Here is a 26,897-nt window from a genome sequence, read left to right on the forward strand (position 1 = left end):
TTCAACATTCAAAATTCCCAAAGAATGGCTACCGTTGCTGACCTCGCCCGCGTGCTCGAACAGGCCGCGCCCCTCGCCTACCAGGAATCGTACGACAATGCCGGCCTGCAGTGCGGCGACCCGCGGGCCGACATAACCGGCGTGCTCATTGCCCTGGACTGCACCCCGGCCGTGGTGGACGAGGCCATCCGGCGGGGCTGCAACGTGGTGGTGGCCCACCATCCGGTGGTGTTTAAGCCCCTCAAGCGCCTCACCGGGGCCAATGAGGTGGAGCAGACGCTCATCCGGGCCATTAAAAACGACGTGGCCATCTACGCCGCCCACACCAACCTCGACAATGTGCGCCACGGCGTGAACCGCCAGCTGGCCGCCAAGCTGGGCCTGACGAACCTGCGCATTCTGGACCCCAAAACCGGCACGCTCGGCAAGCTCATCACCTACGCCCCACCCGCCCACTCCGAGGCCATTTTGCAGGCGCTCTACGCCGCCGGGGCCGGCCACGTGGGCGACTACGCCGAGTGCAGCTTCCGCTCCGACGGTGTGGGCACCTTCACGCCCGGCCCCGGCACCACGCCCTTCCTGGGCACCGTGGGTCAGCCCGAAACCACCGCCGAGCAGCGCCTGGAAGTGCTGCTGCCGCTGCACCTGCACAGCCGCGTGCTGGCGGCGTTGCGGCAGGCGCATCCTTACGAAGAGGTTGCCTACGAGCTGATTAAGCTGGAAAATACGCACCAGGATGTGGGCTCTGGCATGGTGGGCGAGCTGGCCGAGCCGCTGCCCCCGGCCGAGTTTCGGCGGCGGCTGCGCCATGCGCTGGGGGTGCCGGTGGTGAAGCACACGGAGTTTGAAAAACCTATCAAAACAGTGGCCCTGTGCGGGGGCGCGGGCAGCTTCCTGATCGGTAAAGCCCGCGCCGCCGGGGCCGAGGCCTTCGTGACCGGCGACTTGAAATACCACGAGTATTTCGGGGCCGAGGGCCGGCTGATGCTCTGCGACGTGGGGCATTTTGAGAGCGAACAATTCACCGGGGAGCTGTTCCAGGATTTGCTTCACGCGAACTTTGGAAGTACTTTTGCGGTCTTAATTGCCCAGACCCTCACCAACCCTGTCCGTTATGATTTCTAACTCCTCCACGGAAACCACCGTTGCCAGCAAGCTGGAAGCTCTTCTGAATCTGCAGCGCCTCGACTCGCAGCTCGATGAAATCCGGCGCGTGCGCGGTGACTTGCCCGAAGAGGTTCGCGACCTGGAGGACGAAATTGCCGGCTACGAGGTGCGCGTGAGCAAGTTCGACGAAGAAATTCAGGGACTCAACGACCAGATCAAGCAGCGCAAGCAGAACGCCAAGGACGCCGACGGCCTCATTAAGAAGTATGAGGAGCAGCAGCAGAACGTGCGCAACAACCGCGAGTACGAGGCCATTGCCAAGGAAATTGAGCTGCAGCGCCTCGAAATTCAGATTTCGGAGAAGAAGATCAAGGAAGCCCAGTACCAGATTGAGGTAAAAAACAACGACATCGCCGGCACTAAGCAGCGCCTCGATGAGCGGAAGAAAGACCTCACCAACAAGAACACCGAGCTGCAGACCATCGTGGGCGAAAGCGAAACCGATGAGAAGAAGCTAATGGATGAGCGCGAGAAGGCCGTGAAACCCATCGAGGAGCGCCTGCTGACGGCCTACACCCGCATCCGCGGCAATGTGCGCAACGGCCTGGCCGTGGTAACGGTGAAGCGCGACGCCTGCGGCGGCTGCTTCAACACGGTGCCCCCGCAGCGCCAAGCCGACATTATCTCGCACAAGAAAATCATCGTGTGTGAGCATTGTGGCCGCGTGCTGGCCGATGTGGATTTGAAGGCAGTAGCCTAGGCAGCCACTAGTGGCTGGTTGAATTTTGAGAAAGGAACGGCCCCCCGCCGTTCCTTTTTTATTGGGAATACGGCAGTGAAAAAAGGGCGAGCGAACGGCAGCATGGCGAGGCATCTGGCAGTCTGGGGGGCGGTGGTTTTCGCCGGCCTGGCGGGGCCGTGCGCGGCGGTCACGCTTCGGCCCCGCCAGGAAATCAGCGGGCCGTTGGCTCCGGCCGGGCCGGCCACCGCTTCATCAATCAGCACTTTATCATCTACCTCCCGGCAGGCTTACAATGAGCTGTTTAAGCTACGGACGGAGTCGGCTCGCGCGCTGCTGCAGGCCGAGCTGAAGCGTCAGCCCGCCGCCGCCGGCGCGCTACTGGTCGCCGACTGCACCGACTTCGTGGAGCTGATGATTTCGCAGGATGCCAGCCGCTACGAGACCGTGACGATGGCCCAGAGCCGCCGGCTGGCGGTGCTGGAAAAATCGGCGGAGCGCGGGCCGTTGCGCGACTACGCCCGCGCCGAAATCCGGCTGCACCAGGCCGCCGCGCAAGTGGCCTTTCAGCACGAAGTGCAGGGCGCGTGGAATCTGCGGCAGGCGTATCAGCAGATGCAGGCCACAGTGCAGCGCTACCCCGATTTCTTGCCGGCCCGCAAAACGCTGGGCATGATGCAGTTCTTTATTGGCTCCTTGCCCGAGGGCTACCGCTGGTTTCTGAAGCTGCTGGGGCTGCCGGGCAGCGTGGAGCTGGGCCTGCAGAACCTGCGGGCCGCCGCCCGGCAGCCCAACGATTTTCAGCCCGAAGCTCAGATTATTCTGGCGCTGGTGCAGGAAACCTACTACAAAAGTGCCGACGAAGCCGTGCTGCTGGTGAGCCGCCTGGCCACCCAACAGCCCGATAATCTACTATTTAGCTACCTGTCCATCAGCCTCAACAAGCGCCAGCACCATACCGGCGCGGCGCTGGCGGCCTACCGCGCCCGCCCCACCGGCCCGGCCTATCTGCCCGTGCCCTATCTGCACCACATGGCCGCCGATTTGCTGCTGTACCAGGGCCAGTACGCGGCTTCGCAGCGCGAAAACCAGCAGTTCCTGCAGCAGTATCGCGGCGTGCACTACCGCAAGGATGCCGCCTTCAAGCTTTATCTGGCGGCCTGGCTGGGCAATGACGCGCCGGCCGCCGAGCAGTACCGCCGCCAGATCGGGGCCGGGGGCCGCACCGAGCTGGAAGAAGATAAGTATGCCCAGCGCTTCTTCGAGGACAAGCTGCCGCTGAGCCGCCCTCTCACCCGCGCCCGCCTGCAGATTGATGGAGGCTACTACCGCGAGGCGTTGGCCACGTTGCGCGGCTTCGCGGCCACGCCCGCCACCGGCCTGCGCGACCGGCTGGAAGACCCCTACCGCCGCGCCCGCGCCTACCAGGGCCTGGGCCGCCTGGATTCGGCCCGGCTGTTTTACACCCGTACCATTGCGCTGGCCGGCAAAGCGCCGTACTACTTCGGGCCGCAGTCGGCGCTACAGATGGGCTACCTCTGCCAGGCCGACGGGCAGCTGAACCTGGCGCGGGTATACTTTCAGAAGGTGCTTGATTCGCCTAAGCACGAGTACAAGAACAGCACCGATGCCAAGGCCAAAGTGGCGCTTTCGGGTATGCCGGCGGCAAAACTTCGGTAGCGGCTGGCTACTTTTGAGACTCCGGCTGCCCTGCTCATTTTCTTCGCCCGCCTTGCTGCCCCTTATAGTTTCTTTTGCCGCGCTGCCCGTTTCCGGGGCGGAATTTCGCGCCCGCGCCCTGCACTGGGCGGCCGGGTTTGCCTGCTGCGCTTACTACGAGTCGAACGGCCTGGAATATCCCGGCGGGCCGTTTGAGCGGCTACTGGCGGTGGCACCTCAAGCTGGCCCCGCTCCCACTACTTTGGCCGATTTGCGCGGCTGGCTGGCCCAGGCCCCATCAGCGGCGCCCCGCTGCGGGTTTCTGACCTACGATCTGAAAAACGAAATCGAAGCCCTGCACAGCGGCCACTTCGATGGGCTGCAATGGCCGGCGCTGCACTTCTTCAGCCCGGAAACCTGGCTGGTCTGGCAGCCGGATTCGGTGGAGATTCACGGGGAAACGCCGGGCGTGCTGGAAGCTATTCTGGCTACGCCGGTGCCGGCGGAAGCTGCTTTGCCCGCTATTCAACTGATGCCCCGCCTGCCCAAACGCGAGTATCTGGCGGCGGTGGAGGCCATTCGGGAAGACATTCTGAATGGGGAAGTGTATGAGCTGAACCTGTGCCAGGAGTTTTACGCCGAAAACGTGGCGCTGGACCCGGTCGGCACGTTTCTGCGCCTGAACGCGGCGTCGCCGACGCCCTTCGCCGGCTTCTACAAGTGGCAGGACCGCTACCTGCTCTGCGCCTCGCCCGAGCGTTTTTTGCAGAAGAAAGGGCCGTTGCTGACTTCCCAGCCAATCAAGGGCACCATCCGCCGCGGGGCCACGCCGGCCGAAGACGAGCGGCAGCGCCACACGCTGCTCCACGACGAGAAAGAGCGGGCCGAAAACCTGATGATCGTGGATCTGGTGCGCAACGACCTAGCCCGCGTGGCCCGGACCGGCACCGTGCAGGTGCCCGAGCTGTTCGGCCTCTACCCCTTCCGCCACGTCTGGCAGATGATTTCGACCATCCAGGCCCGGCTGCGGCCGGAGGTTGACCTCACCGAAATTCTACGCGCCACCTTCCCGATGGGCTCCATGACCGGGGCCCCAAAAATCCGGGCCATGCAGCTTATCGAGCACTACGAGCGCACGAAGCGCGGCCTCTACAGCGGCAGCCTGGGCTACATCACTCCCACCGGCGACTTCGATTTCAACGTCGTCATCCGCAGTCTGCAGTACCGCGCCGGCACCGGCTACCTCAGCTTCCAGGTCGGCTCGGCCATCACCTACGACTCCAACCCGGCCCGCGAATACGACGAGTGCCTGCTCAAAGCCCGCGCCCTGCTGGACGTGCTGGGCGTTGAACGGCTGTGAAGTTGTCATTGCGAGCAAAGCGAAGCAATCCGTCCTCTGAAACGTAGAAAGCTTCTTTTTACTGCAAAGCCCTGACGTAGATCTTACGTCAGGGCTTTCTGTATAATCAGGGGTTGGCTAATTGTCCAGGACGGATTGCTTCGTCGTGCCTCCTCGCAATGACAGGTTATAATTTCACCATCTCGCCGCTAAGCCTCGCCTCGAACTCCTGCAGAAACTGCCCCACGTGGTAGCCGTCGGCCAGGGCGTGGTGCACATTCACGGCCACGGGCATCCAGGTCGCGCCGTTTTCCTCGTAGAGCTGGCCGAAGGATATTTTGGGACAACTGTCGGGGTGAGCGAAGCTGCGGGCGTGGGTGAGGCCGCTGAAGCGCACCCACGGAATGGCCGAGCAGTGCAACACATCCGCGCGGGCGGTGGTGGGGCTCAGGCGCAGGCCGGTGCTGTTTTGTACGGCCTCCATTTCGGCGGTGGCGGCCGCTACGAAGCCCTTTAGCTCATCGTTTTGCTCGATGAATGAGAAGGCAAACGTATGGTCGGCGCGGCCCAGCGTAGCGGAGGCGTGCACCCGGTCATATCGATATACCTGGCCGTCTTCGATGCGAGTGCGGAACTCAGGCACCGCGTTGGCCGCCTGCACGGCGTGGTAGAGGTAGTAGAGGAAAAACGATACGCCCCGCTCCTTCGCCGCGGCCTGGGCTCCGGTACACTTGACGGGCGCCACCAGGCCGAAAAAGGGCTCTTCAAATGCTGAGAAGAAGGCAAAATGCTCGCGGCGGTTCCAGGTCGTCAGGTCAATCAGCTGTTTCATGGGCGGCAAGTTCGGTAACTTTGCGGCCCGCCGAAGCCTTTTTCGCCGGTTTTCTCTGCATTTGCCGCCATGTCTGCTCCCCACCTCATTGCCTTCGACGCTGATGACACGCTCTGGTCCAACCAGCCCCACTTCGACCAGGTAGAAGCCCGGCTGCTGAAAATAATGGCCCACTGCGGCGACCCGGCCCACATCCGCGAGCAGCTGAACATCGTGCAGCGCCGGAACATGACGCTCTTCGGCTACGGGGCCAAGTCGTTCATGCTCTCCATGATTGAAACGGCCATTCAGCTCACCAACGGTGCCGTCACTGGCCATGCTATTCAGCAGATTCTGGACATCGGCAAGGATCTGCTGCGTTACACCATCGAGCCGCTGCCGGGCGTGGTGGAGGTGCTCACCGAGCTGCGCCGCCGCGGCCACCGCCTGATGGTGCTCACCAAAGGCGACCTGCTCGACCAGGAAAGCAAGCTGGCCCGCTCCGGCCTAGGCGACTTTTTCGACTACGTTGAAATCGTGAGTGAAAAGGATGAGGCCACTTACCAGCGCCTCCTGGCCCGCTACAATGCTCTGCCCGGCGAGTTTTTCATGATTGGCAACTCCCTCAAGTCCGATATTCTGCCCGTGGCCCAGCTGGGCTTCCGGGCCGTGCACATCCCCTACCACGCCAACTGGATATTCGAGCACGTGGACCCCGAAAAGCTGGAGGGCCTGGAGTTCCACGCCGTCACGGACCTGCGCGAGGTACTGGAACTGGTGAAATAGTGAGATGGTGAAATGGTGAGTTTGATGTTCGGTTAGCGCCATCTGCGTGACTTGCGCCAAACGCGCAGCTCCGCGCCGCCAGAACGTCAACTCACCATTTCACCATCTCACTATTTCACCGCCTCTGCCATTCTGTCATTTTAGGGCTAAAAAACCTACCTTTGCCCTCCTTCTGAGTTTGTATTTCCTATGTCGCAGCAGCTGTTCACCTTAGATTATCTCGACACGCCCCCGACGGCCGCGGCTGGCGCGGAGCCCGCCCAGGACGTGCGCGTGAGTCCGGCCACCCGCACGGGGCGGCAGCGCAAGCTCTACATCGAGAGCTACGGCTGCCAGATGAATTTCTCCGACTCCGAAATCGTGTCGTCCATCCTCTTCGACGAGGGCTTCGACACCACCGAGCAGCTCGCCGAGGCCGATCTGGTGCTGCTGAACACCTGCTCCATCCGCGAAAAGGCAGAGCAGACCGTGCGCATGCGCCTCTCACAGATCAACAGCCACAAGAAGCGCAACCCCGGTATGCTGGTGGGCGTGCTGGGCTGCATGGCTGAGCGTCTGAAAAGCAAGTTCTTAGAGGAAGAAAAGCTGGTGGACCTGGTCGTGGGCCCCGACGCCTACCGCGACCTGCCCAACCTGATCCGGGAAGTGGACGGCGGCCAGAAAGCCGTGAACGTGCTGCTCTCCCGCGACGAAACCTACGCCGACATCACGCCCGTGCGCCTGAACTCCAACGGCATCACCGCCTTCGTGAGCATCATGCGCGGCTGCGACAACATGTGCTCGTTCTGCGTGGTGCCCTTCACGAGGGGCCGCGAGCGGAGCCGCGACGCCCACAGCATCGAGCAGGAATGCCGCGACCTGGTGGCCCAGGGCTACAAGGAAGTAACCCTGCTCGGCCAGAACGTAGACTCTTACAAGTGGGCCTCCGAAGACGGCACCGAGCACGTCAACTTCGCCCAGTTGCTGGAGCGCGTGGCCCGCATCAGCCCCGAGCTGCGGGTGCGCTTCTCCACCTCCCACCCCAAAGACATTACCGACGAGGTGTTGCACACGATGGGCCGCTACGAGAACATCTGCAAGTACATTCACCTGCCCGCCCAGAGCGGCAACTCGCGGATTCTCAAGCTAATGAACCGCACCTACGACCGGCCCTGGTACGAGGAGCGGGTGCAGGCCATCCGCCGCATCCTGGGCCCCGAGTGCGCCATCAGCACCGATATGATTGCCGGCTTCTGCTCCGAAACCGAAGAAGAGCACCAGGACACGCTCAGCCTCATCGACTGGGTGCAGTACGACATGGCCTACATGTTCTTCTACTCGGAGCGCCCCGGCACCCTGGCCGCCCGCAAGCTGGCCGATGACATTCCGCTGGACGTGAAAAAGCGCCGCCTCCAGGAAATCATTGACTTACAGCAGAAAAGCAGCGCCGCCCGCAACCATCAGGCCGTAGGCAAAGTGCACCGCGTCCTGGTCGAGAACTTCTCCAAGCGCAGTCAGGAGCACCTCAGCGGCCGCAACAGCCAGAACCAGGTCGTCATCTTCCCCAAGAAGCACTACAAGAAGGGCGACTACGTGAACGTATTCGTGCACACCGGCACTGGTGGGTCGTTGCTGGGCGACTCCGTTGAGTAGCCATGAGCAAGCTGGAGAAGTTTGTAGCCGCTTTACTAAGTACGCAAACCGATAAGAACATCGACTTCGCCGCCTTATGCGGCTTACTGCTCAAACTCGGCTTTTCTCAGCGCGTGAAAGGCAGCCATCACATCTTCGCCAGAACAGGCGTGGAGGAAATCATTAATCTGCAAAGCAACTCTGAGGGCCGGGCTAAGCCGTACCAAGTGAAGCAGGTGCGGGATTTATTGCAGAAATACAACCTGACACTGGATCCAACGCCTCAGTTGCGGGTTACCACAGAGAAGCTGGCCGAGGACATTGTTTCACTCAAACGCAAACCCAAGCAGTAAGATGGACAGCACCCAATATCCCGTTGTTATTCTTTGGAGCGCTGATGATGAAGCGTTTGTGGCTGAAGTTCCCGACCTGCCCGGCTGCATGGCCGATGGCACCACCCAGGCTGAGGCCCTGGCCAATGTAGCCTTGGTCATTGAAGAATGGCTGGAAACGGCCCGCGAGCTGAACCGGCCTATTCCGGTGCCTCGCGCCCGGCTGCGCTACGCTTAAAATAAAAACAGCCGTTTTTCGTCTGTTAACGAAACCACCCGACCTTGACACCCTCCGAAATACAATCTATTAAGCAGCGCTTCGGCATCATCGGCAACGCGCCGGCGCTGAACTACGCCATTCAGGTGGCCGCCCAGGTCGCGCCTACCGACATGACGGTGCTCATCAGCGGGGAAAGCGGCTCGGGCAAGGAATCCTTTTCCAAGATCATCCACGCCCTGTCGCCGCGCAAGCACGGGCAGTTCATTGCCATCAACTGCGGTGCCATCCCCGAGGGCACCATCGACTCGGAGCTGTTCGGCCACGAGAAGGGGTCCTTCACTGGGGCCCAGGAAGCCCGCAAGGGCTACTTCGAGGTGACCAACGGCGGCACCATCTTCCTCGACGAAATCGGGGAAATGCCGCTGGGTACCCAGGCTCGCCTGCTGCGGGTGCTGGAAAACGGCGAGTTTATCCGCGTCGGCTCTTCGAAAGTGCAGAAAACCGACGTGCGCGTGGTGGCCGCTTCCAACGTGAATCTGCTCGATGCGGTACGCGAGGGCAAGTTTCGCGAAGACCTTTATTACCGCCTCAACACTGTCCCGATTACGGTTCCACCACTGCGTGAGCGAGGCGATGATATCTATCTACTATTCCGCAAGTTCGCTACCGATTTTGCCGAGCGCTACCGCGTGAAGCCGATTGCGCTCAGCCCCGAGGCCGTGGTGGATCTGCAGCGCTTCCGCTTCCCCGGCAACATCCGCCAGCTCAAGAACGTGGCCGAGCAGATGTCGGTGCTGGAGACCGAGCGCGACGTGGACGCGCCCCGCCTGCGCCAGTACCTGCCCGCCGACCAGAGCAGCCGCCTACCCATGCTCATGCACGCCGCCACCGGCAGCGCCGACGGCGGCGGCACGGGCACCTACTCCGAGCGCGACCTGCTCTACAAGGTGCTCTTCGATATGCGCCGCGACATGACCGACCTTAAGAAGCTGGTGCTCGACCTGGCCGCTGGTCAGCGCCCGGCCGAAGCCCAAGAGTTGCTGCGCCAGAACAGCCACCTGTTCAGCAACCTCAACGTGGCCGCCGGCTACGAGGGCGGCAGCCGCCTCAGCCGCGGCACCTCTGCCGATGGCCCGGCCGAATACATCCTCACGCCCCGCCCCGAAATGACCGTGGACGATGAGGACGACTACGAGGAAGAGCCCCAGCGCGTGGAGGACATTCCGCACGAAACGGAGGAAGAAACCCTGTCGCTGGAGGCCAAAGAGAAGGAAATGATCCTCAAAGCCCTCAAAAAGCACCATAACAAGCGCAAGTATGCCGCCCACGACCTCGGCATCTCGGAGCGCACCTTATACCGTAAGCTGAAACAATATGATCTGGAACAAGCATAATAGTGAGCTACAAGCGGCAAGCTCCAAGCGGCAAGCCCCAAAAGGTTGGTTCATGCTCTTAGCTTGCAGCTTGCAGCTTATAGCTTGCGGCTTATTGACTGGCTGCTCGGTGTACTCGTTCACCGGCACCAACATCGATCCGGAAGTCAAGACCATTTCCATCCAGACCTTCCAGAATAACGCCGATAACGGCCCCTCGTTTCTGGCTCAGCGCTTCACCGAGGAGTTCAAAGACTACTTTCAGCGCAACACCACGCTCAAGCTCGTGCCCCGCGACGGCGACCTGCAGTTTGAGGGCCAGATCATTGCCTACGACTTTGCCCCGGCCGCCATTCAGCGCGAAAACAACGTGGACCAGGCCGGCGTGAACCGCCTCACCATTCAGGTGCGCGTGCGCTTCACCAACACCAAGGACCCCAAGCAGGACTTCGAGGAAACCTTCCAGAGCAACGGCGACTTTGCCGCCGCCCAGGACGTGGCCAGCATCAACAACGACCCCACTTCCCTGCGGCGCATCACCACCAACATTATCACCGACGCTTTCAATAAATCGGTGGCTAACTGGTAGTTATTCACCTCGCGCGGCACCGGGCCGCGGTGGTGTGGCCCGGCGCCGTGCGGGTAAGCCCACGAGGTTTTGCGGCCGGTCGGCCATCTATATATAGCATACGAATGGGTTTACCGGGTAAAATGATGCACTTTTGCCGCCCGCTAAAGCCGCTTGCTTTGCCGGCCCCGGCCTTCGTGGCGTAGGCCTTGAGAGCCGGCATTCCGCAAGGCAAGCCCTTCAATCCTCAGTAAATCAACGCTATGACCCGCGCGTCGCTGCTGCACATTCTGGATCATGTAAACGGAATTTCGGAAGCCGAAATCCGGGAGCTGGAGCAGCTGGCGGCCGCTTTTCCCTATTGCCAGACGGCGCACATCCTGCTGGCCAAAGCCGCCCACGACCGGGGCAACATGCTGGCCAGCCAGCGGCTGCGCCGCGCCGCCACCTATGCCGCCGACCGTGATTTGCTCCGTCATCTCATAGAAGATTCGGCCCCGGCTACGGCGCAAGCCATTGACCTGCAAACTCCTCCAGCCAAAGCTCCTGAACAGGCTGAGCCGCTTGCCGTGGCGGAAATGCTGCCAACAGCCGCCCCGGATAGCGCGGTTTTTGCGCCTGTCGCTGACCCAGAAAGCCCCGACGAGCCGCGCCCTACCAACCCGGACAGTATAGACTCGGCGGCGGAAGTAACCCCGGAAGAACCTGGCCCCGAACTGGCTGAGGTACTGGCAGAACCGGCCTCATCCTCGCAAGAAGTGTCCGCTGCCGAGGTCGAGGCCGCCGCTGTCGAAGAGCTGCTGCCCGCCGTAGCCCCTCCCATTCGTCCGCCGGTGGAGGCTGGGGCCGCCCGCTTCGAGTTTGGGCTGGCCGAGCAGACACCGGAAATTCCGCCGGTTTATCAGCTGCCTACGCTGGACGATGATGACCACGACGCGGTGAGCCCAGCGGCGGCTTTGGTCATTCCGGCTTTTCAGGCCGATGCGGCGTTGGCCTATGCCCTTGGGGGCAGTAGCCGGCTGGGGCATTGCCTGCAGCTCCGCGACGAGCTGACCCACGACTTGCCCACTGACGACTTCTTTGCCCCCGATGCCTTGCTGCTGGCACACCTACGGGCCCACACGCCGCCCGCGCCGCTGCCCTCCCGTTCTTCTTTCGATCTGATCAACAAGTTTTTGCGGGCCCAGCCCCGGCTCAAAGCCCCTACTTTGCAGACGCCCGCTGCCGAGGAGCAGGCCGATTTGTCGGTGCGTAGCCTGCAGGGCGTGCCCGATCTGGCCTCCGAAAGCCTGGCCAAAATCATGGTGCGACAGGGCAAAATCGGGAAGGCCATTGAAATATATGAACGACTGATAGTGCGTCAGCCGGAAAAAAAGGCGTATTTTGCCGACCAAATCCAACAACTGAAACCCTCGGAGTAATGTACGTTGCCCTTATCATCCTGATTCTTTTCGTGTGCTTCCTGCTGGCCCTGGTGGTGCTGGCCCAAAACCCCAAAGGGGGCGGATTGTCGAGCCAGTTCGGCGCGGGCGGCGCGGCTAACCTGATGGGTGTGAAGCGCACCGGCGACCTGCTGGAGCGCCTCACCTGGGGTTTCGCCATCGGCCTGATGGTGCTCACGCTGGGCACCCACATGCTGAACGGAACGTCTGACGCGGGTGGTGCCGTGCGCAGCGTAAACCAGCAGAAAGCCCTGGAAACTCGTATTCCGGCTGGTCCGGCCGCGCCGGCTTCGGCACCAACTACTGCCCCGGCCCCTGCACAGGCTCCCGCCCAGCAGCCAGCCGCTACGCCGGCTCCCGCCGCGGTTCCGGCCCAGTAAACAAGCTTTTACCAGCCCTGCTCAGCCGGTGGTTTCTCACGAAGCCACCGGCTGATTTTTTGTACGGCAATCCGGCGGCTTCTCTGCTTTCTACTGACACGATTGGCAGGTTGGGGCCAGCATCGCGCCGCGCCGGGGGGCCGATAGTGTTCATTCTGTCAGGCTCAGGCAGGCTGGCATAAGAAGTGTTGCCTGCCCCCGCACGTTCTTCTAACGAAAACCTTTCACCCAAAACAAACAATATGTCACTAAGCATGAAACCGCTGGCCGACCGCGTCATCATTGCACCGGCTGCTGCTGAGGAGAAAACCAAATCGGGCATCATCATCCCCGACACAGCAAAAGAAAAGCCCCAGCGGGGCGAAGTAGTGGCCGTAGGCGCGGGCAAGGTGGCCGATAGCGGCAACCTGATTCAGCCGCAGGTAAAAGTGGGCGACCAGGTGCTCTACGGCAAGTATGCCGGCACCGAAATCACCATCGAAGGCACCGATTACCTCATCATGAAGGAGTCGGATATTTTCGCCGTCCTGTAAAGCACCTTTTCCTTTCGACTTCCATTTCTGACTAACATAAGATGGCTAAGAACATCCAATTCGATACCGACGGCCGCGACAAGCTGAAGCGCGGCGTAGACAAACTGGCGAATGCCGTGAAAGTAACCCTGGGCCCGAAAGGCCGCAACGTGGTTATCGACAAGAAATTCGGTGCCCCCACCATCACCAAGGACGGTGTGACGGTAGCCAAAGAAATTGAGCTGAGCGACCCGGTAGAAAACATGGGTGCCCAGCTGGTGAAGGAAGTAGCTTCTAAAACCGCTGACCAGGCCGGCGACGGCACGACCACGGCCACGGTTCTGGCGCAGGCCATCTACACCGCTGGCTCCAAAAACGTAGCCGCCGGGGCCAACCCAATGGACCTGAAGCGTGGTATCGACAAGGCGGTGAAAGCCGTGGTCGAGAACCTGAAGGCCCAGTCGAAGAAGATTGAAAACTCTTCGGAAATTGCCCAGGTAGGCACCATTTCGGCCAACAACGACGCCGAAATCGGCCAGATGATTGCCGATGCCATGGACAAAGTGGGCAAGGAAGGCGTTATCACGGTGGAAGAAGCGCGCGGCACTGAAACCGAAGTGAAAACGGTGGAAGGCATGCAGTTCGACCGCGGCTACCTCTCCCCTTACTTCGTGACCAACCCGGAGAAGATGGAAGTGGAGCTGGAGAACCCCTACATCCTGATCTACGACAAGAAAGTGAGCACCATGAAGGAGCTGCTGCCCGTGCTGGAGCAGGTCGTTCAGACGGGCAAGCCGCTGGTAATCGTGTCGGAAGACGTGGATGGTGAGGCCCTGGCTACGCTGGTGGTGAACAAGCTGCGCGGCTCGCTGAAGATTGCCGCCGTGAAAGCGCCCGGCTTCGGCGACCGTCGGAAGGCGATGCTGGAAGACATTGCGGTGCTGACTGGTGGTACGGTGATTTCGGAAGAGCGCGGTTATAAGCTCGACTCTGCCACCCTCGAATATCTGGGTACGGCCGAGAAGATCATCATCGACAAAGACAACACGACCATCGTGAACGGCAAGGGTGAGAAAGACACCATCACGGCCCGGATCAACGAAATCAAGGCCCAAATCGGCACTACCACGTCGGACTACGACAAGGAGAAGCTGCAGGAGCGCCTGGCCAAGCTGTCTGGCGGCGTTGCCATTCTCTACATCGGCGCTTCGACGGAAGTGGAGATGAAGGAGAAGAAGGACCGCGTGGACGATGCCCTGCACGCTACCCGCGCCGCCGTTGAGGAAGGCGTGGTACCCGGCGGCGGTGTTGCCTTGGTGCGCGCCCTCGACTCGCTGGAAGCCATCGATACCCACAACAGTGACGAGCGCACCGGCGTGAACATTATCCGCACGGCTCTCGAAGCTCCCCTGCGTACCATCGTGGCCAACGCCGGTGGCGAAGGCTCGGTAGTCGTGCAGAAAGTGCGCGAAGGCAAAGGCGACTTCGGCTACAACGCCCGCGAGGACCGCTACGAAAACCTGATGGCCGCCGGTATCATCGACCCGACCAAAGTAACGCGCCTGGCCCTGGAGAATGCTGCTTCGATTGCCGGCCTGCTCCTGACGACCGAGTGCGTGATTTCGGACGAGCCCGAAGCTGAGAAAGAGCACAGCCACGGCGGCGGTGCCCCCGGCATGGGCGGCATGGGCGGCATGATGTAAGATCAGCCGTCTAAGCCTCTCGCTTGGATAACAAAAGCCCCGCTGAACTTCGGTCCGGCGGGGCTTTTTTATTGACTTAAAGCATGAGTTACAAGCTGCTCAAACAGTCACCAGCCGCAGCGCGGCGCCAGGTTTGTAGTAAAGCTTGCTTGCGAAGGTCAAAGCCGCGTAGCGGTGGCAGAGTTGTTCAGGCGGTTCTGTCACCGCTACGCGGCTTTGTTCTTTTCTCGCTTGGTTCTCTACAAACCTGCCGCCGCGCTACGGCTGGTGACTGTTTGAATTTGGACACGACTGCCCTTGATTCTCAACCATGCTGCGATGTTACGGCAGCTACAGAAGCAAAAAGCCCCCGACCTATGAGAATCGGGGGCTTTTCACACAAATTAGCTATCCTGATTAAGCAGCCGTCACTGGCTCGGCCATCATCGTGTTCAGACGCTTATAAAGCACGAACAGAATCAGCGACGCCACTGCCGACAGACCCACGAAAATCATGAAGAAGTCGTAGAGGCTGGTGATTTGGAAGCCCAGGAACGAGGGCCAGTGCGCGGTCAGCTCCAGCTCGGTCAGCTTGGCCGTCACGTCGGCGGTAGCTTGGCTGGTGCCGTTCAGAATGGCGGGCAGGTTGATGCCTTCCTTCGAGGCCTTGGCAAACTCGCCGGGGCCGGGAGGATACAGGCCCGACAGCACGCCGGCCAGCTTGTTGCCGGCGGCGGTGGCCAGGAACCACACGGCCATCAGCAGGGAGGCGAAGCGGGCGGGTGCGAGCTTGTTTACCAGCGCCAAACCAATCGGCGACAGGCACAGCTCGGCGAAGGTGTGCACCATGTACATGGTAATCAGCCAGAACATGCTCACTTTGGTATTGGCATCCACGCCCTTCACGCCGAAGGCGATGATGAGGTAGCCCACGGCCATCAGCATCAGGCTGATAGCCATTTTCAGCGGCGACGAAGGCTCAATGCGGCGCTTGCCCATCCAGGTCCAGAGCACCGCGAAAATCGGGGCAAACACGATGATGAATAAGGCGTTGGCCGACTGGAAGTACGACGCCGGCACCACTGAGGAGCCCAGCGTGCGGTCGGTCTGCTCATCGGCGAAGAACGTGAGCGAGGCCCCGGCCTGCTCGAACGTGCCCCAGAAGAAGATAACGAAGAAGCTCAGGATGAAAATAACGTAGATCTTCTGCTTCTCGCGGCTGGTCAGCGTAGGGTCGGTTAGGATGGTGACGGGGGCCACAATCATGGCCGAAAACACCAGCGCCCCGATCCAGTCCTGGTTCATGATCCAGGCAATGGCGGCATACACCACGGCAAACAGGCCGATGAGCATGGGCAGCTTGCTGGCGAAGCTCTTGGCGGGCTGCGCAATGGTTTCGGAGCGCACGGGGCCGTCGGTTTGTACGGGCACTACCGACGAGGCTTCCACGGTGCGCTCGGGCTTGGCACCCAGCGGCGTGCCTTCGGCCGTCACCACGTACTTATTTTTCAGCAGCTCAAAGGTGAGGCTGCCGATAAGCATACCGATACCGGCCGCCAGGAAGCCCCACTTAAAGTCGGCGGGGTTGCCCGTGTCGCCGAGCGTGCCGCACACCAGGGGCGAGAAAAACGCGCCCAGGTTGATGCCCATGTAGAAAATGGTGTAGGCCGCATCAATGCGCGAGTCGCCTTTGGGGTACAGCGAGCCCACCATGGAGGAGATATTCGGCTTGAAGAAGCCGTTGCCGAAAATCAGGCAGCCCAGGCCCAGAAAAAACAGCAGCAGCTGCGCCTGGGGCACTTCCGTCTGATTGGCACCATACATCGAAGCCGAGAAAAACAGCGCGAACTGCCCGGCTGCCATCAGCAGGCCGCCCACCAGAATGGAGCGGCGGTTGCCCCAGTAGCGGTCGGCCATGTAGCCGCCCAGCAGGGGCGTGAGGTACACCAGGGACGTATAGTTGCCGTAGATGAGCGACGACATCTCCTTGTTCATAAGGAGGGCCTTGAGCATGTACAGCGACAGCAGGGCCCGCATACCGTAGTAGCTGAATCGCTCCCACATTTCGGTGGCGAAGAGCACGTACAGGCCCTTGGGGTGGCTGGTGGAGGTGGCCATAGGCTGCTGCTCCCGCACAGCGGAGGTCGTTTGCATGAAAAAGAAGTGAAGGGATGAAAGGTGGAATAAGCCGCTGGCTGCAACCAGGCGGGTGGTTGGTAAAACTACAAAACTTTCGCAAGTGCCAACCGCCGCCGCAAATTGGCCCCGAAAAGCCCGTCGCTAGCAGCGAATTTTCGCGGTGACCAACCTCTTTGTGACGCTGCTTGGCGGCGGGCCGGGTTTTTTGTCTAATTTTGTTAACCGATTCTCCATCTTCCCACCCTTACTTATCCCGTTTTCGGCCCATGCAGAACACCGCCGCCAACGCCCTCGACCGCCTCGCGCCCCTGGGTTTCACCCAAGCCGCCCAGGTCCATCTGAACCTCACCCCCGCCGAGTTGGTGGAGCACGCCCTGCGCAACGGCGAGGGCACGCTCACCGATACCGGCGCGCTGATGGCCGACACCGGCAAATTCACCGGCCGCTCGCCCAAAGACCGCTTCGTCGTGCAGGACGAAAACACCCAGGACAGCGTGTGGTGGGGCGATATCAACATTCCGTTTTCGCCCGAGAAGTTCGACCAGCTGCACGCCAAAATGGTGCAGTACCTGGCCGATAAGGAGTTGTACGTGCGCGAAGCCTACGCTGGCGCCAACCCCGACTACCAGCTCAAGCTGCGTGTGGTGAACGAGCAGGCCTGGCACAACCTGTTCTGCTACAACATGTTCCTGCGCCCCGAAGCCGGCGCGGACACTTCCTGGACGCCCGACTTCAGCATCATCTGCGCCCCCGGCTTTGAGGCCGACCCGGCCGTGGACGGCACCCGCCAGCCCAACTTCGCCATTCTGAACTTCACCAAGAAAATGATTCTGATTGGCGGCACGGGCTACGCCGGCGAGATGAAAAAAGGCATTTTCGGCGTGCTGAACTACCTGCTGCCCCACGAGAAAAACACGCTGAGCATGCACTGCTCGGCCAACGTGGGCGCGCAGGGCGACACGGCCGTATTCTTCGGCCTCTCGGGCACGGGCAAAACCACTCTCTCCGCCGACCCCAACCGCGGCCTGATCGGCGACGACGAGCACGGCTGGACGCCGGATGCGGGCATCTTCAACTTCGAGGGCGGCTGCTACGCCAAGGTGATTGACCTGAGCCGCGAAAAGGAGCCCCAGATCTGGGATGCCATCCGCTTCGGCGCCATCGTGGAAAACACGCGCTTCGTGCCCGGCACCCACACCGTGGACTACGCCAACAAGAGCGTGACGGAAAACACCCGCACGGCCTACCCCATCAACTTCATCGATAACGCCATTGAGCCTTCGGTGGCCGATGCGCCGAAGAACATCTTCTTCCTCACCGCCGATGCCTTCGGCGTGCTGCCTCCCATCAGCAAGCTCGACAAGAGCCACGCCATGTACCACTTCATGAGCGGCTACACCGCGAAGGTGGCCGGCACGGAAATGGGCGTTACGGAGCCGCAAACGACGTTCTCGGCCTGTTTCGGCGCGGTATTCCTGCCGCTGCACCCCACCAAGTACGCCGAGATGCTGGGCCAGAAAATGGACGAGAACCCCGATGTGAACGTGTGGCTCATCAACACGGGCTGGAGCGGCGGCTCCTACGGCGTGGGCTCGCGCATGAAGCTGGGCTACACCCGCGCCATGATTACGGCCGCCCTGAACGGCGAACTGAACGACGTGACCTTCACCAAGCACCCCATCTTCGGCGTGGCCGTGCCGGCTACCGTGCCCAACGTGCCTACCGAAATCCTGGACCCGCGCAACACCTGGGCCGATAAGGAAGCCTACGACAAAACGGCCTCGTCGCTGGCCGATAAGTTCGTGGCCAACTTCAAGAAGTATGCGGATTTCGCCAACGAGGAAATCCTGGCCGGCGCGCCCAAAGTAGCCGTGGCGGCCAGCGTATAGCGCTTCGTTGCCCTGCATAAGAAAGCCCCGCTGGTACATACTGGTGGGGCTTTCTCTTTGCCTTGAGGTCAAGCGTTGGCTGATTGAGTAAGATTTGAGCCGTCCCACACTACTATTCCTGCCGCCGTTCGCCGAAAGCGGGTATTTTGCGGCTCCTTCCCTTATTCGCTTCTCATGTTGAAACGCTTTCTTCCGCTGGCTTTCCTGCTGCTGGCCCCGTTTGGCCTCCGCGCCTGGGGCGTCGATGGGCACCGCGCCGTGGGTAAAATTGCTGAGCGCCACCTCACCGCCAAAGCCCGCCGCGAAGTGCAGCGCCTGCTGGGCACCGAAACCCTGCCGCTGGTAAGCACCTGGCCCGACGAAATCCGCAACTACCCGGAGTTCAAGGACACCGCGCCCTGGCACTACGTGAATACGCCCTCGGGCCTGACGCAAGCGCAATACCTGCAAACGCTGGCTACCCAGACCGAGCCCAACGCCTACAACATGCTGCAGGCCAAGCTGCGCGAGCTGGGCGACACCGGCAAGCCCGAGGCCGAGCGGCTGGCCGCGCTGAAATTTGTGGTGCACCTGGTGGGCGACGCGCATCAGCCCCTGCACGCCGGCCACGCCGAAGACAAGGGCGGCAACGATATTAAAGTGAAATTTCGGGGCAAGGACACCAACCTGCACAGCCTCTGGGACAGCGGCCTGCTCGACTATCAGGGCCTGACCTACACCGAAATGGCCTGCCAGTATGACCGGCAGTTGCGCCGCCGCCAGGTGCGCCAGTGGCAGCAGACGCCCGTGGAGCAATGGTTCTGGGAATCGTACCAGAGCAGCACCCAGCTCTACCAGGAAGCCCCCACCGGCACCGATATCGACTACAAGTACTACCCCGCCCACGCCGAGCTGATGAAGCAGCGCATTGAGCAGGCCGGCGTGCGCCTGGCGCAGCTGCTGAACGAAACGCTGGGATAAAGACCGGCTGGTTGCAGGCTGGCGGAGCGCGAAGCTTCCGCCAGCCTGATTTTCACTCCTTCAAAAACCCTGATTATTTCCTGTGTTAACGCCGTTTTATAAGGTAACGCTACTGGCCGGATGGCTGTTGAGCCTATTGCCGCACCGCGGGCAGGCGCAGGCCAGGGGCATCTGGGCCAAAGCTGATATTCCGCTGGTATACAACCGGCAGTATGAAGTCGGCAACATCCTCTTCGACCCGAGCCAGGACCGCCCCGATTTTGCGCTACGCCCCAACGGCCGCATCTACCAGTACTATAACTTCGACACCACCTTCCCGGGCGGGCGGGTAGAGTTGCGGAAGCACTTGCTGCGCGCTTTGCCCACCGCGGCTGGCAGCTCGGACAGCGGCTTTCTCACGGTGCGCTTCGTGGTGAACTACCGCGGCGAAACGGACCGTTTTCGGGTGCAGGCGCTGAATTCGGAATATCAGCCCCAGGCAATGGACCCGGAGCTGGTGGCGCGGGTGCTGGGCGCGTGTCGCGCGTTGCGCGGCTGGCTGCCGGGCCAGATCGACGGCGAAACCAAGGACAGCTATTTCTACATCACGTTCGTCGTGCGCGAGGGGCATATTCAGGACATCACGCTATGAGGCGGACGCTACTGCTGGGGCTGCTGGCCCTCCTGTTGGGCCGCATGGCGGCGGCCCAGCCCAACTGCCTGATCTATGCGGCCGGCTCCCCGGAGCGGGCCGCGTGCGAGGTATATCTGCAGGCCATCGAGTTTCCGCAGGGCTCCATTCAGTCGCAGGTGTATTTCGACCGCGCCCTGGCGCTGTGCCCCACGTTTGCCGACGCGTACCACGAAAAATCGGTGCCGTTTCTCAAGCGCGGCGACTTTCAGACCTGGAAAAAGCTGATGGATGAGGCCGTGCGCCTGCGCCCGGAGCGCTTTCTGGGCGACCGGGGCTGGTGCCGCTTCAAGTTTCTGCACGACTACGCCGGAGCCCTGGCCGACATCACACGCCTGCGCCAGCTCACCCGCAACCAGCCCGGCCAGTCCGGCGACGGCAGCTACGACCTGCGCATAGTGGCCGCCCTGTGCCAGCGCGAGCTGGGCGACCTGCGCGGGGCGCTCAGTACGTTCGATGAGTGCATCGCCGACTACAAAATCAAGGACCGCGTCGGCCTTTCCGACTACCTGCACCGGGGCGTGGTGAAGCTGCGCCAGCGCGACTACGCCGGGGCCCTGGCCGATTTTGAGCTGCAGCGCTCCATAAATGGCAAGCTGGCCGAAACCTGCTACTACACGGCCCTGGCCATGCGCCAGCAGGGCAACCCGGCCTATCTGGGGCAGCTGCAGGCGGCCAGGGAGCTGTGGCAGCAGGGCTACCGGCTCAACGACCCCTACGTGAGCATGCCCGACGAAATTTCCCTGCCTGAGATTGAAGCCCTGCTGCAGCAGTAAGCTAGTCGCCCCCAAAATCAATCGGCCGGCTCGCGGGCCGGGGCGGCAGCGGCTGGGGTCGGTAGTATCGCCGTAGCCTTCGCCCCGCCTGACCAACCGCGCCGCGGTTTTCTGCTCTACCTTTGTTCTATGCCGCACACTTTCTTCGCCCCCGATTTAGCCGCCGCCACTTACGTGCTGCCCGAAGACGAAAGCAAGCACGCGGTGCGGGTGCTGCGGCTGGGCGCAGGCGACGCGGTGGTGCTGGTAAATGGGCGTGGCGGCGTGTTTCAGGCCGAAGTAGCCGAGGCCAACCCCAAGCGCTGCCAGCTGCGCGTGCTGCACGAGCAGCAGGTGCCGCCCCGCCCCTATTTCACCCACGTAGCCGTAGCCCCCACCAAAAACCTCGACCGTATGGAGTGGCTGGTGGAAAAGGCCGTGGAAATCGGTGTGGAGCGCCTCACGTTTCTGCGCTGCGCCCGCTCTGAGCGCCGCGAGCTGAAGCTGGAGCGGCTGGAGAAAATTGCGGTGAGTGCCCTCAAGCAGTCGGGCCAAGCGTGGCTGCCGCAGCTGGATGAGCTGACGGACTTCGCGGATTTTCTGCCCACTGTCGCGCCCCAAACCACGTTCATTGCGCATCTGGAAGCCGGCGAGCGGACGCCGCTGGCCCGCGTGGCCGCGCTCGGGCCGGGCTGCTGCGTCCTCATCGGCCCGGAAGGTGACTTTACGCCGCCGGAGATTCAGGCAGCTTTTGCCCGCGGCATCCGGCCCGTCACGCTCGGTGCCTCGCGCTTGCGCACCGAAACGGCCGCGCTGGCGGCCGTGCATACGGTGCACGTGGCGCGGGAGCTGGCCGAAGTTTCAGGAAGTTGAACGGCCTCTGCTACCCTCTGCGTTTGCTTCTGCGAATCTCTGCGTGAAAACAATTCCCACTATGCTGAAGAACATCTGCCTGGTTTTCATCCTTCTGCTGGCGCTAACAGGTGCTGTGCAGCCCGCCGCGCCCAGCTTCCGCATTGCCAAGCTGCACTACGGCGGCGGGGGCGACTGGTATGCCAACAAAACCTCGCTGCCCAACCTGATCCGCTTCTGCAACCAGGCGCTCAAGACCAACATCGCGCCCGACGAGGCTACCGTGGAGCTGGATTCGCCCGAGCTGTTCACGTACCCGTTTATTCACATGACCGGCCACGGCAACGTCGCTTTTACGGAGGCTGAGGCCAAAAACCTGCGCCGCTACCTCACCGGCGGCGGCTTCCTGCACATCGATGATAACTACGGCCTCGATAAGTTCATCCGGCCCGAAATGAAGAAGGTGTTTCCCGAGCTGGAATTTGTGGAGCTACCCTACTCGCACCCCATCTACCACCAGAAATACGTCTTTCCCAAGGGCCTGCCCAAGATTCATGAGCACGATGGCAAGCGCCCCCAGGGCTTCGGCCTGCTCTACAAAGGCCGCTTAGTATGTTTCTATAGTTATGAGTGTGACCTGGGCAACGGCTGGGAAGACCTGGGCACCTACCCCGAAGATACCCCCGCCAGCCACGAGGCCGCCCTGCGCATGGGCGCCAATCTGATGGCCTATGCTCTGACTCAGGACTAACCGTTTCGTCGTCGCTGTCATTGCGAGCAAAGCGCAGCAATCCGTCCTGGACAATGAGCTAAGCCTTATAAACTGAAAAGCCCTGACGTAACGCATACGTCAGGGCTTTGATGTGAAAAGGAGCTATTTACATTTCAGAGGACGGATTGCTTCGCTTTGCTCGCAATGACAGCCCCTCGCAACAACAGCTTCAGTCAAACTTGCGCTTGAGAATCTCGCTCAGCACGAAGGCCGTGCGGATATCGGCGGGGGTGCGGAGCATTTCCGTGACGTGGCGACGATTGGTTTCCGGCAGCGGCTGCAACGACACGCGGGGGCGCTCAGCGGGCCGTGCCAACGGCTCAACCGCCGGTATCGCGCGCCGAATACTAGGTTGGAATGGTTCTTCGGAGGAATACGGCAGGGCTTCAGCCGCGGGTTGCGGACTGGGTACTTCTTCCTGCTGGCGGCCGGTTTCATTTTGGCGCTGCATCTGCTTTAGCAGCTCCTGAAACGAAGTATTGGGCAAAGGCGGCACCTTCCCGGTGGGCCGCTCCCGGCTTTCCTGGGCCGCCGTTTCCCGCGCTTTCTGCACCATACGCCACACAAAAGCGCCCAACCCCAGCAGGATAATCAGCAGCGTCTGGATCTTTTCCATGGTGTTCTAAATAAGCCTGCCGCCGGGAAAAGGCAGCGAAGTTCAGCCAAGCTTCCACCCGCGAAGCCACCGCGCGGTTAGCGCACGCCTTTCTCGGGAAACTTGCCGGTTTTGGTGCGGTAGAAGGCCTGAATCTGCTCCAGGTCGGCCTCGTAGTTGCCGGTGGGCCAGAAAGCGGGTCCTACGCCGGCTTCCTTGTTTTTGTAGTCCAGAAAGCCCAGCAGAATGGGTACTTTGGCCCCCATGGCGGCAAAATAGAAGCCTTTGCGCCATTTGGGCTGGTAGCTGCGCGTGCCTTCGGGCGTAATCAGAATGATCATCTCCTCGTTGTCGTTGAAAAGCTGCACCATGCCGTCCACGAGGCTGTTGTTGCGGCTTCGGTCGACGGGCAGCGCCCCGAGGGAGCGCACGAGCCACCCCACAAATTTGTTATCGACCCACTCCTTTTTCACGGTGAAGCGCACCGGCACGTTCATCAGGAAGAACGCGCCGCGGGCGTAAATCAGGTCCCAGTTGCTGGTATGCGGCGCCGCAATCATAATGGCCTTCTTGGTGCCGGGCGGCAGCACAGACGCTAGTTTCCAGCCGGTTAGCCAAAACCAGCAGCGGGAAAAATAATACCAGAACGCGGGCGTGTGAGGTGCTTTGGGCATATAGTGGCAGTACGGCAGCCTGCAAAAAAGGGCGGCTGGGGTTAAAACTAGTAGTTTTTGGCCGTGAATCCCGCGGGCCTGGCTCTATTCCCTTCGTCAGGCAGGCAAGAGCAGCGCCCGCAGCTGGTCGGCCATGCTCAGGGTGTAGCAGTAGCCGATTTCGTACAGCTCCGGGGCGCGGCGGTAGCCCAGCGGCCGGTACAGGCGCAGCTCCGGCGGCTCAATGAGCACGTCGCAACGCAGCTGGCGGGGCAGGGTGTTGGCGTTGATGGCCAGGTGCAGCGTGCGCTCAATCAGGGTGCGAAAATTGGTAACGCGGGCCGCGTGATTGATAGGATTGCAATGCACGCCTATCACGCGCAGGCCCTGCTCCAGCAGCGGCTCCACGGGCAGGTTGTTCAGAAGACCGCCATCTACCAGCTGCCGCCCCTGGTACTCCACCGGCCGGTACACGATGGGCACCGCCGACGAGGCCAGCAGCGGCGGAATCAGCGGCCCCTCCGAAAAATACACCGACACGCCCTCCGCCAGATCGGTGGCGACCAGCGTGAGCGGGCGCTGCAAATCGGCAAAAGTGGCCTGGGCTCCCAGGTAGCGGGCCAGCAGCTGCTCCACGGCATCCAGGTGCAGCAGGCCGTAGCGGCTGAAGGCCGGGCGCATCAGTCGGGCCACGTTCACGCTGGTTAGCAGCCGCAGAATCTCGGCCGGAGCGAAGCCGGCAGCATAAAAGGTAGCCGCAATGGCCCCCGAGCTGACGCCCGCCAGGTGCGCCACCGGTATCTGCAGCTCATCCAGCGCGGCCAGCACGCCCAAGTGCGCAATGCCCCGCGCCCCACCCCCCGACAATGCCACGCCTATCTTCTGCATCAGGTCGGGCGTGGGGGCTACAGGTCTTCGAGGCGGAAGGTTTCGGCTAAGCGCACGCCCCGCTCGCTGTGCTGCACGGTGCAGCAGGCGTGGGTGGGGTCGTGCTCGAGCAGCAGCACCCAGTTTTCGTCGGCGGCGCGGCGCAGCACGGCCTCCTTTTCGGTCAGGGTGATGAGCGGGCGCACGTCGTAGCTCATCACGTAGGGCAGGGGAATGTGCGCCGCCGAGGGCAGCAAATCGGCCATAAAGGCCAGCGTGCGGCCCTTGTAGTTCAGCACCGGCACCATCATCTTCTCGGTGTGGCCGCTGGCAAAGATGATTTCGCGGAACTGCGGCAGTACAGCCGCGGCGTTGCCTTTATCTACGAACCGCAGGTGGCCGCTTTCCTGAATCGGCAGAATATTTTCCTTCAAAAAGCTGGCCTTCTCGCGCGGATTAGGCTGCACGGCCCAGTCCCAGTGCGCCTCATTCGACCAGTACGTAGCATTCGGAAAGGCCAGCTCCAGCCCGCCGGCGGCCGTGCGCACGACTGAGCCGCCGCAATGGTCGAAGTGCAGGTGGGTCAGAAACACGTCGGTGATGTCGGCGGCGGTGTAGCCCAGCCGGCGCAGGGATTTTTCGAGCGTGTCGTCGCCGTGCAGGTAGAAATGGCCGCGAAACTTCTCGTCCTGCTTCTCGCCAATGCCGTTGTCTATGAGCATCAGCCGCTTACCGTCTTCCACCAGCAGGCAGCGCATGGCCCAAGTGCACATATTGTTGGCATCCGGCGGGTTCAGCTTCTGCCACATGCTCTTCGGCACCACCCCAAACATGGCCCCGCCATCGAGCTTAAACAAGCCGGTATCGAGCGTATGAACGGTCATTCTTTGGAATGTTGAGTTGTAAATGCTGAATGTTGAATTGAGCTTTTGACCGAAGAATTCGACCCGCCCAAGCGTGAGAGCCGACCAATGAATTCGACACTCAAAACTGAAAATTCAGCCTTATTCAACCACGACGCCCATAGCGGAGAACTTGTCGATGCGCTGCGAAATCCGCTCGTCGGCGGGCAGGGCTTCCAGCTCGTCGAGGGTTTTGATGAGCGTTTTGCGGAGCGTGTCAATCATCTTATCGGGGGCCGTGTGGGCACCGCCCAGCGGCTCCTTCACGATGCCGTCCACGAGCTTGGCGGCCAGCATATCGGTGGCCGTGAGCTTGAGGGCCTGCGCGGCCTGCTCTTTATAATCCCAGCTACGCCACAGAATACTGGAGCACGATTCGGGCGAAATCACGGAGTACCAGGTATTTTCCAGCATCAGCACCCGGTCGCCGATGGCAATGCCCAGCGCCCCGCCCGAAGCGCCCTCGCCGATGATGACGCAGATAACGGGCACCTTCAGCAGAAACATTTCTTTCAGGTTGCGGGCAATGGCCTCGCCCTGCCCGCGCTCCTCGGCCTCCAGCCCCGGAAACGCGCCGGGCGTGTCGATGAGCGTGATGATAGGCTTGCCGAACTTCTCGGCCAGCTTCATCAGGCGCAGGGCCTTGCGGTAGCCCTCGGGGTTGGGCATCCCGAAGTTGCGAAACTGCCGCTGCTTGGTGTTACGGCCCTTTTGCTGCCCGATGAACATCACCGAGCGGCCATCCAGCTCGGCAAAGCCGCCCACCATAGCCTTGTCATCGGCCACGGTCCGGTCGCCGTGCAGCTCAATGAACTTGTCGCTCATGCCCTCAATATAGTCGAGGGTGTAGGGGCGCTCGGGGTGGCGCGAGAGCTGCACGCGCTGCCAGCGGGTGAGGTTGGCGTAGGTTTCTTTTTTGAGCGCCTTGATTTTGGCCTCCAGGGCCGTCACGGCCTCCGAAACGTCCACCTGGCTATCGAGGGCCAGCTGTTGCATTTCACGGAGCTTGCCTTCGAGGGCAGCAATTGGTTGTTCGAAGTCGAGGAGCATTGCCAAAGTACGGATGCGTCAGAAAAGGTGCAGAAATGATGGACGGGGGCGCTAATATCCGAGGTTCCGGGTAAAAATGCAGCTTCCCCGCCGCAAACAAAGGTAAGTGAAACGCCTGCACAGGTAGCGCGGCAGCCGGGGAATGATTTCAGGAAAAATTAATAGCGCTGAAAAACAGTGACAAAGCCTCCGCAGTGGCTGATTTCGCGGAAAAACATAGCGGCGTGGTTGT

General features: G+C 61.5%; 27 protein-coding genes. 20 read left to right on the top strand and 7 right to left on the bottom strand.

The genetic code is table 11. The features are described 5' to 3' along the window. Positions 1-24: 24 nt before the first annotated feature. The 4 genes from BUB62_RS10910 to BUB62_RS10925 all read left to right on the top strand — a co-directional run bounded on the left by BUB62_RS10910 (position 25) and on the right by BUB62_RS10925 (position 4,865). Positions 25-1,125, top strand: a complete 1,101-nt coding sequence (locus BUB62_RS10910; RefSeq protein WP_073109904.1) for a Nif3-like dinuclear metal center hexameric protein — start codon at positions 25-27, stop codon at positions 1,123-1,125. After that, positions 1,115-1,867, top strand: a complete 753-nt coding sequence (locus BUB62_RS10915) for a zinc ribbon domain-containing protein (protein WP_073109905.1) — start codon at positions 1,115-1,117, stop codon at positions 1,865-1,867. The genes BUB62_RS10910 and BUB62_RS10915 overlap by 11 nt, the downstream gene beginning before the upstream one ends. 132 nt (positions 1,868-1,999) lie before the next feature. Beyond that, positions 2,000-3,526, top strand: a complete 1,527-nt coding sequence (locus tag BUB62_RS10920; RefSeq protein ID WP_159437445.1) for a tetratricopeptide repeat protein — start codon at positions 2,000-2,002, stop codon at positions 3,524-3,526. 52 nt (positions 3,527-3,578) lie between these two features. Continuing rightward, on the top strand, positions 3,579-4,865 hold the full coding sequence (locus tag BUB62_RS10925; protein ID WP_234988677.1) for an anthranilate synthase component I family protein: 1,287 nt from the start codon (positions 3,579-3,581) through the stop codon (positions 4,863-4,865). A 166-nt stretch (positions 4,866-5,031) separates the two neighbouring features. On the opposite strand, the gene BUB62_RS10930 is transcribed toward BUB62_RS10925, so the two are convergent. Continuing rightward, positions 5,032-5,676 carry a chloramphenicol acetyltransferase gene (locus tag BUB62_RS10930; RefSeq protein ID WP_073109910.1) on the bottom strand — a complete coding sequence of 215 codons (645 nt, stop codon included), beginning with the start codon at positions 5,674-5,676 and terminating at the stop codon, positions 5,032-5,034. Between the two features lie 69 nt (positions 5,677-5,745). Between BUB62_RS10930 and BUB62_RS10935 the strand changes: the two genes are divergently transcribed. The 10 genes from BUB62_RS10935 to groL all read left to right on the top strand — a co-directional run bounded on the left by BUB62_RS10935 (position 5,746) and on the right by groL (position 14,582). Beyond that, positions 5,746-6,441, top strand: coding sequence for an HAD family hydrolase (locus BUB62_RS10935; protein WP_073109912.1), 696 nt, complete (start codon positions 5,746-5,748; stop codon positions 6,439-6,441). A gap of 189 nt (positions 6,442-6,630) precedes the next feature. Next, positions 6,631-8,073, top strand: coding sequence for a tRNA (N6-isopentenyl adenosine(37)-C2)-methylthiotransferase MiaB (gene miaB, locus BUB62_RS10940; protein WP_073109914.1), 1,443 nt, complete (start codon positions 6,631-6,633; stop codon positions 8,071-8,073). 2 nt (positions 8,074-8,075) lie between these two features. Further along, on the top strand, positions 8,076-8,405 hold the full coding sequence (locus BUB62_RS10945; protein WP_073109917.1) for a type II toxin-antitoxin system HicA family toxin: 330 nt from the start codon (positions 8,076-8,078) through the stop codon (positions 8,403-8,405). Position 8,406: 1 nt separating this feature from the next. Beyond that, positions 8,407-8,622 (top strand): type II toxin-antitoxin system HicB family antitoxin, encoded by a 216-nt coding sequence (locus BUB62_RS10950; RefSeq protein ID WP_073109919.1) that lies wholly within the window; start codon positions 8,407-8,409, stop codon positions 8,620-8,622. A 44-nt stretch (positions 8,623-8,666) separates the two neighbouring features. After that, positions 8,667-9,998, top strand: coding sequence for a sigma-54 interaction domain-containing protein (locus BUB62_RS10955; protein WP_073109922.1), 1,332 nt, complete (start codon positions 8,667-8,669; stop codon positions 9,996-9,998). Positions 9,999-10,092: 94 nt separating this feature from the next. Beyond that, a complete protein-coding gene (locus BUB62_RS10960; protein ID WP_234988678.1) occupies positions 10,093-10,566 on the top strand; it encodes an LptE family protein in 474 nt (157 codons plus the stop codon). A gap of 242 nt (positions 10,567-10,808) precedes the next feature. Beyond that, the gene (locus BUB62_RS10965) at positions 10,809-11,966 is read left to right on the top strand and encodes a hypothetical protein (RefSeq protein WP_073109928.1); all 1,158 of its coding nucleotides are present in this window, start codon (positions 10,809-10,811) and stop codon (positions 11,964-11,966) included. Further along, entirely contained in the window at positions 11,966-12,367 is a 402-nt protein-coding gene (gene secG, locus BUB62_RS10970) for a preprotein translocase subunit SecG (protein ID WP_073109930.1), read from the top strand. Before BUB62_RS10965 ends, secG begins: the two co-directional genes overlap by 1 nt. Before the next feature lie 242 nt (positions 12,368-12,609). Next, positions 12,610-12,900 (top strand): co-chaperone GroES, encoded by a 291-nt coding sequence (gene groES / locus BUB62_RS10975; protein ID WP_073109933.1) that lies wholly within the window; start codon positions 12,610-12,612, stop codon positions 12,898-12,900. A gap of 41 nt (positions 12,901-12,941) precedes the next feature. Continuing rightward, complete coding sequence (groL, locus tag BUB62_RS10980) at positions 12,942-14,582, top strand: chaperonin GroEL (protein WP_073109936.1); 1,641 nt, start codon at positions 12,942-12,944, stop codon at positions 14,580-14,582. 396 nt (positions 14,583-14,978) lie between these two features. On the opposite strand, the gene BUB62_RS10985 is transcribed toward groL, so the two are convergent. Continuing rightward, entirely contained in the window at positions 14,979-16,715 is a 1,737-nt protein-coding gene (locus tag BUB62_RS10985; RefSeq protein WP_073109939.1) for a peptide MFS transporter, read from the bottom strand. A 251-nt stretch (positions 16,716-16,966) separates the two neighbouring features. On the opposite strand from BUB62_RS10985, the gene pckA reads away from it, so the two are divergent. From pckA to BUB62_RS11015, 6 genes are all read left to right on the top strand, one after another. Further along, complete coding sequence (pckA, locus tag BUB62_RS10990; RefSeq protein WP_073109941.1) at positions 16,967-18,589, top strand: phosphoenolpyruvate carboxykinase (ATP); 1,623 nt, start codon at positions 16,967-16,969, stop codon at positions 18,587-18,589. 174 nt (positions 18,590-18,763) lie between these two features. Then, positions 18,764-19,549, top strand: a complete 786-nt coding sequence (locus BUB62_RS10995) for a S1/P1 nuclease (RefSeq protein ID WP_073109944.1) — start codon at positions 18,764-18,766, stop codon at positions 19,547-19,549. A gap of 82 nt (positions 19,550-19,631) precedes the next feature. After that, positions 19,632-20,180, top strand: a complete 549-nt coding sequence (locus tag BUB62_RS11000; RefSeq protein ID WP_073109946.1) for a hypothetical protein — start codon at positions 19,632-19,634, stop codon at positions 20,178-20,180. After that, the gene (locus tag BUB62_RS11005) at positions 20,177-20,995 is read left to right on the top strand and encodes a hypothetical protein (RefSeq protein ID WP_073109949.1); all 819 of its coding nucleotides are present in this window, start codon (positions 20,177-20,179) and stop codon (positions 20,993-20,995) included. Before BUB62_RS11000 ends, BUB62_RS11005 begins: the two co-directional genes overlap by 4 nt. Positions 20,996-21,124: 129 nt before the next feature. Further along, on the top strand, positions 21,125-21,847 hold the full coding sequence (locus BUB62_RS11010) for a 16S rRNA (uracil(1498)-N(3))-methyltransferase (protein WP_073109952.1): 723 nt from the start codon (positions 21,125-21,127) through the stop codon (positions 21,845-21,847). A gap of 61 nt (positions 21,848-21,908) precedes the next feature. Continuing rightward, positions 21,909-22,577, top strand: coding sequence for a DUF4159 domain-containing protein (locus tag BUB62_RS11015; RefSeq protein WP_073109955.1), 669 nt, complete (start codon positions 21,909-21,911; stop codon positions 22,575-22,577). Positions 22,578-22,767: 190 nt separating this feature from the next. Here the strand turns inward: BUB62_RS11015 and BUB62_RS11020 are convergent, their stop codons facing one another. From BUB62_RS11020 to BUB62_RS11040, 5 genes are all read right to left on the bottom strand, one after another. Further along, positions 22,768-23,214, bottom strand: coding sequence for a hypothetical protein (locus BUB62_RS11020; protein ID WP_073109957.1), 447 nt, complete (start codon positions 23,212-23,214; stop codon positions 22,768-22,770). Between the two features lie 77 nt (positions 23,215-23,291). Beyond that, positions 23,292-23,867 (bottom strand): 1-acyl-sn-glycerol-3-phosphate acyltransferase, encoded by a 576-nt coding sequence (locus BUB62_RS11025; protein ID WP_073109960.1) that lies wholly within the window; start codon positions 23,865-23,867, stop codon positions 23,292-23,294. A gap of 96 nt (positions 23,868-23,963) precedes the next feature. Continuing rightward, positions 23,964-24,734, bottom strand: a complete 771-nt coding sequence (locus BUB62_RS11030; protein ID WP_073109962.1) for a patatin-like phospholipase family protein — start codon at positions 24,732-24,734, stop codon at positions 23,964-23,966. A gap of 17 nt (positions 24,735-24,751) precedes the next feature. Next, positions 24,752-25,597 (bottom strand): MBL fold metallo-hydrolase, encoded by an 846-nt coding sequence (locus BUB62_RS11035; protein ID WP_073109965.1) that lies wholly within the window; start codon positions 25,595-25,597, stop codon positions 24,752-24,754. Between the two features lie 120 nt (positions 25,598-25,717). Beyond that, positions 25,718-26,665: an acetyl-CoA carboxylase carboxyltransferase subunit alpha gene (locus BUB62_RS11040; RefSeq protein ID WP_073109967.1), complete on the bottom strand. Its 948-nt coding sequence runs from the start codon at positions 26,663-26,665 to the stop codon at positions 25,718-25,720. Positions 26,666-26,897 lie beyond the last annotated feature (232 nt).

It is taken from the genome of Hymenobacter daecheongensis DSM 21074, from assembly GCF_900141805.1.
Taxonomy (GTDB): domain Bacteria; phylum Bacteroidota; class Bacteroidia; order Cytophagales; family Hymenobacteraceae; genus Hymenobacter; species Hymenobacter daecheongensis.

What these genes read in the sequence shown, in the direction of transcription:
- BUB62_RS10910 (WP_073109904.1), top strand. Translation starts at nt 25, where the DNA reads ATGGCTACCGTTGCTGACCTCGCCCGCGTGCTCGAACAGGCCGCGCCC.
- BUB62_RS10915 (WP_073109905.1), top strand. Translation starts at nt 1,115, where the DNA reads ATGATTTCTAACTCCTCCACGGAAACCACCGTTGCCAGCAAGCTGGAA.
- BUB62_RS10930 (WP_073109910.1), bottom strand. Translation starts at nt 5,676, where the DNA reads ATGAAACAGCTGATTGACCTGACGACCTGGAACCGCCGCGAGCATTTT.
- BUB62_RS10935 (WP_073109912.1), top strand. Translation starts at nt 5,746, where the DNA reads ATGTCTGCTCCCCACCTCATTGCCTTCGACGCTGATGACACGCTCTGG.
- miaB (WP_073109914.1), top strand. Translation starts at nt 6,631, where the DNA reads ATGTCGCAGCAGCTGTTCACCTTAGATTATCTCGACACGCCCCCGACG.
- BUB62_RS10945 (WP_073109917.1), top strand. Translation starts at nt 8,076, where the DNA reads ATGAGCAAGCTGGAGAAGTTTGTAGCCGCTTTACTAAGTACGCAAACC.
- BUB62_RS10950 (WP_073109919.1), top strand. Translation starts at nt 8,407, where the DNA reads ATGGACAGCACCCAATATCCCGTTGTTATTCTTTGGAGCGCTGATGAT.
- BUB62_RS10965 (WP_073109928.1), top strand. Translation starts at nt 10,809, where the DNA reads ATGACCCGCGCGTCGCTGCTGCACATTCTGGATCATGTAAACGGAATT.
- secG (WP_073109930.1), top strand. Translation starts at nt 11,966, where the DNA reads ATGTACGTTGCCCTTATCATCCTGATTCTTTTCGTGTGCTTCCTGCTG.
- groES (WP_073109933.1), top strand. Translation starts at nt 12,610, where the DNA reads ATGTCACTAAGCATGAAACCGCTGGCCGACCGCGTCATCATTGCACCG.
- groL (WP_073109936.1), top strand. Translation starts at nt 12,942, where the DNA reads ATGGCTAAGAACATCCAATTCGATACCGACGGCCGCGACAAGCTGAAG.
- BUB62_RS10985 (WP_073109939.1), bottom strand. Translation starts at nt 16,715, where the DNA reads ATGCAAACGACCTCCGCTGTGCGGGAGCAGCAGCCTATGGCCACCTCC.
- pckA (WP_073109941.1), top strand. Translation starts at nt 16,967, where the DNA reads ATGCAGAACACCGCCGCCAACGCCCTCGACCGCCTCGCGCCCCTGGGT.
- BUB62_RS10995 (WP_073109944.1), top strand. Translation starts at nt 18,764, where the DNA reads ATGTTGAAACGCTTTCTTCCGCTGGCTTTCCTGCTGCTGGCCCCGTTT.
- BUB62_RS11005 (WP_073109949.1), top strand. Translation starts at nt 20,177, where the DNA reads ATGAGGCGGACGCTACTGCTGGGGCTGCTGGCCCTCCTGTTGGGCCGC.
- BUB62_RS11010 (WP_073109952.1), top strand. Translation starts at nt 21,125, where the DNA reads ATGCCGCACACTTTCTTCGCCCCCGATTTAGCCGCCGCCACTTACGTG.
- BUB62_RS11015 (WP_073109955.1), top strand. Translation starts at nt 21,909, where the DNA reads ATGCTGAAGAACATCTGCCTGGTTTTCATCCTTCTGCTGGCGCTAACA.
- BUB62_RS11020 (WP_073109957.1), bottom strand. Translation starts at nt 23,214, where the DNA reads ATGGAAAAGATCCAGACGCTGCTGATTATCCTGCTGGGGTTGGGCGCT.
- BUB62_RS11025 (WP_073109960.1), bottom strand. Translation starts at nt 23,867, where the DNA reads ATGCCCAAAGCACCTCACACGCCCGCGTTCTGGTATTATTTTTCCCGC.
- BUB62_RS11030 (WP_073109962.1), bottom strand. Translation starts at nt 24,734, where the DNA reads ATGCAGAAGATAGGCGTGGCATTGTCGGGGGGTGGGGCGCGGGGCATT.
- BUB62_RS11035 (WP_073109965.1), bottom strand. Translation starts at nt 25,597, where the DNA reads ATGACCGTTCATACGCTCGATACCGGCTTGTTTAAGCTCGATGGCGGG.
- BUB62_RS11040 (WP_073109967.1), bottom strand. Translation starts at nt 26,665, where the DNA reads ATGCTCCTCGACTTCGAACAACCAATTGCTGCCCTCGAAGGCAAGCTC.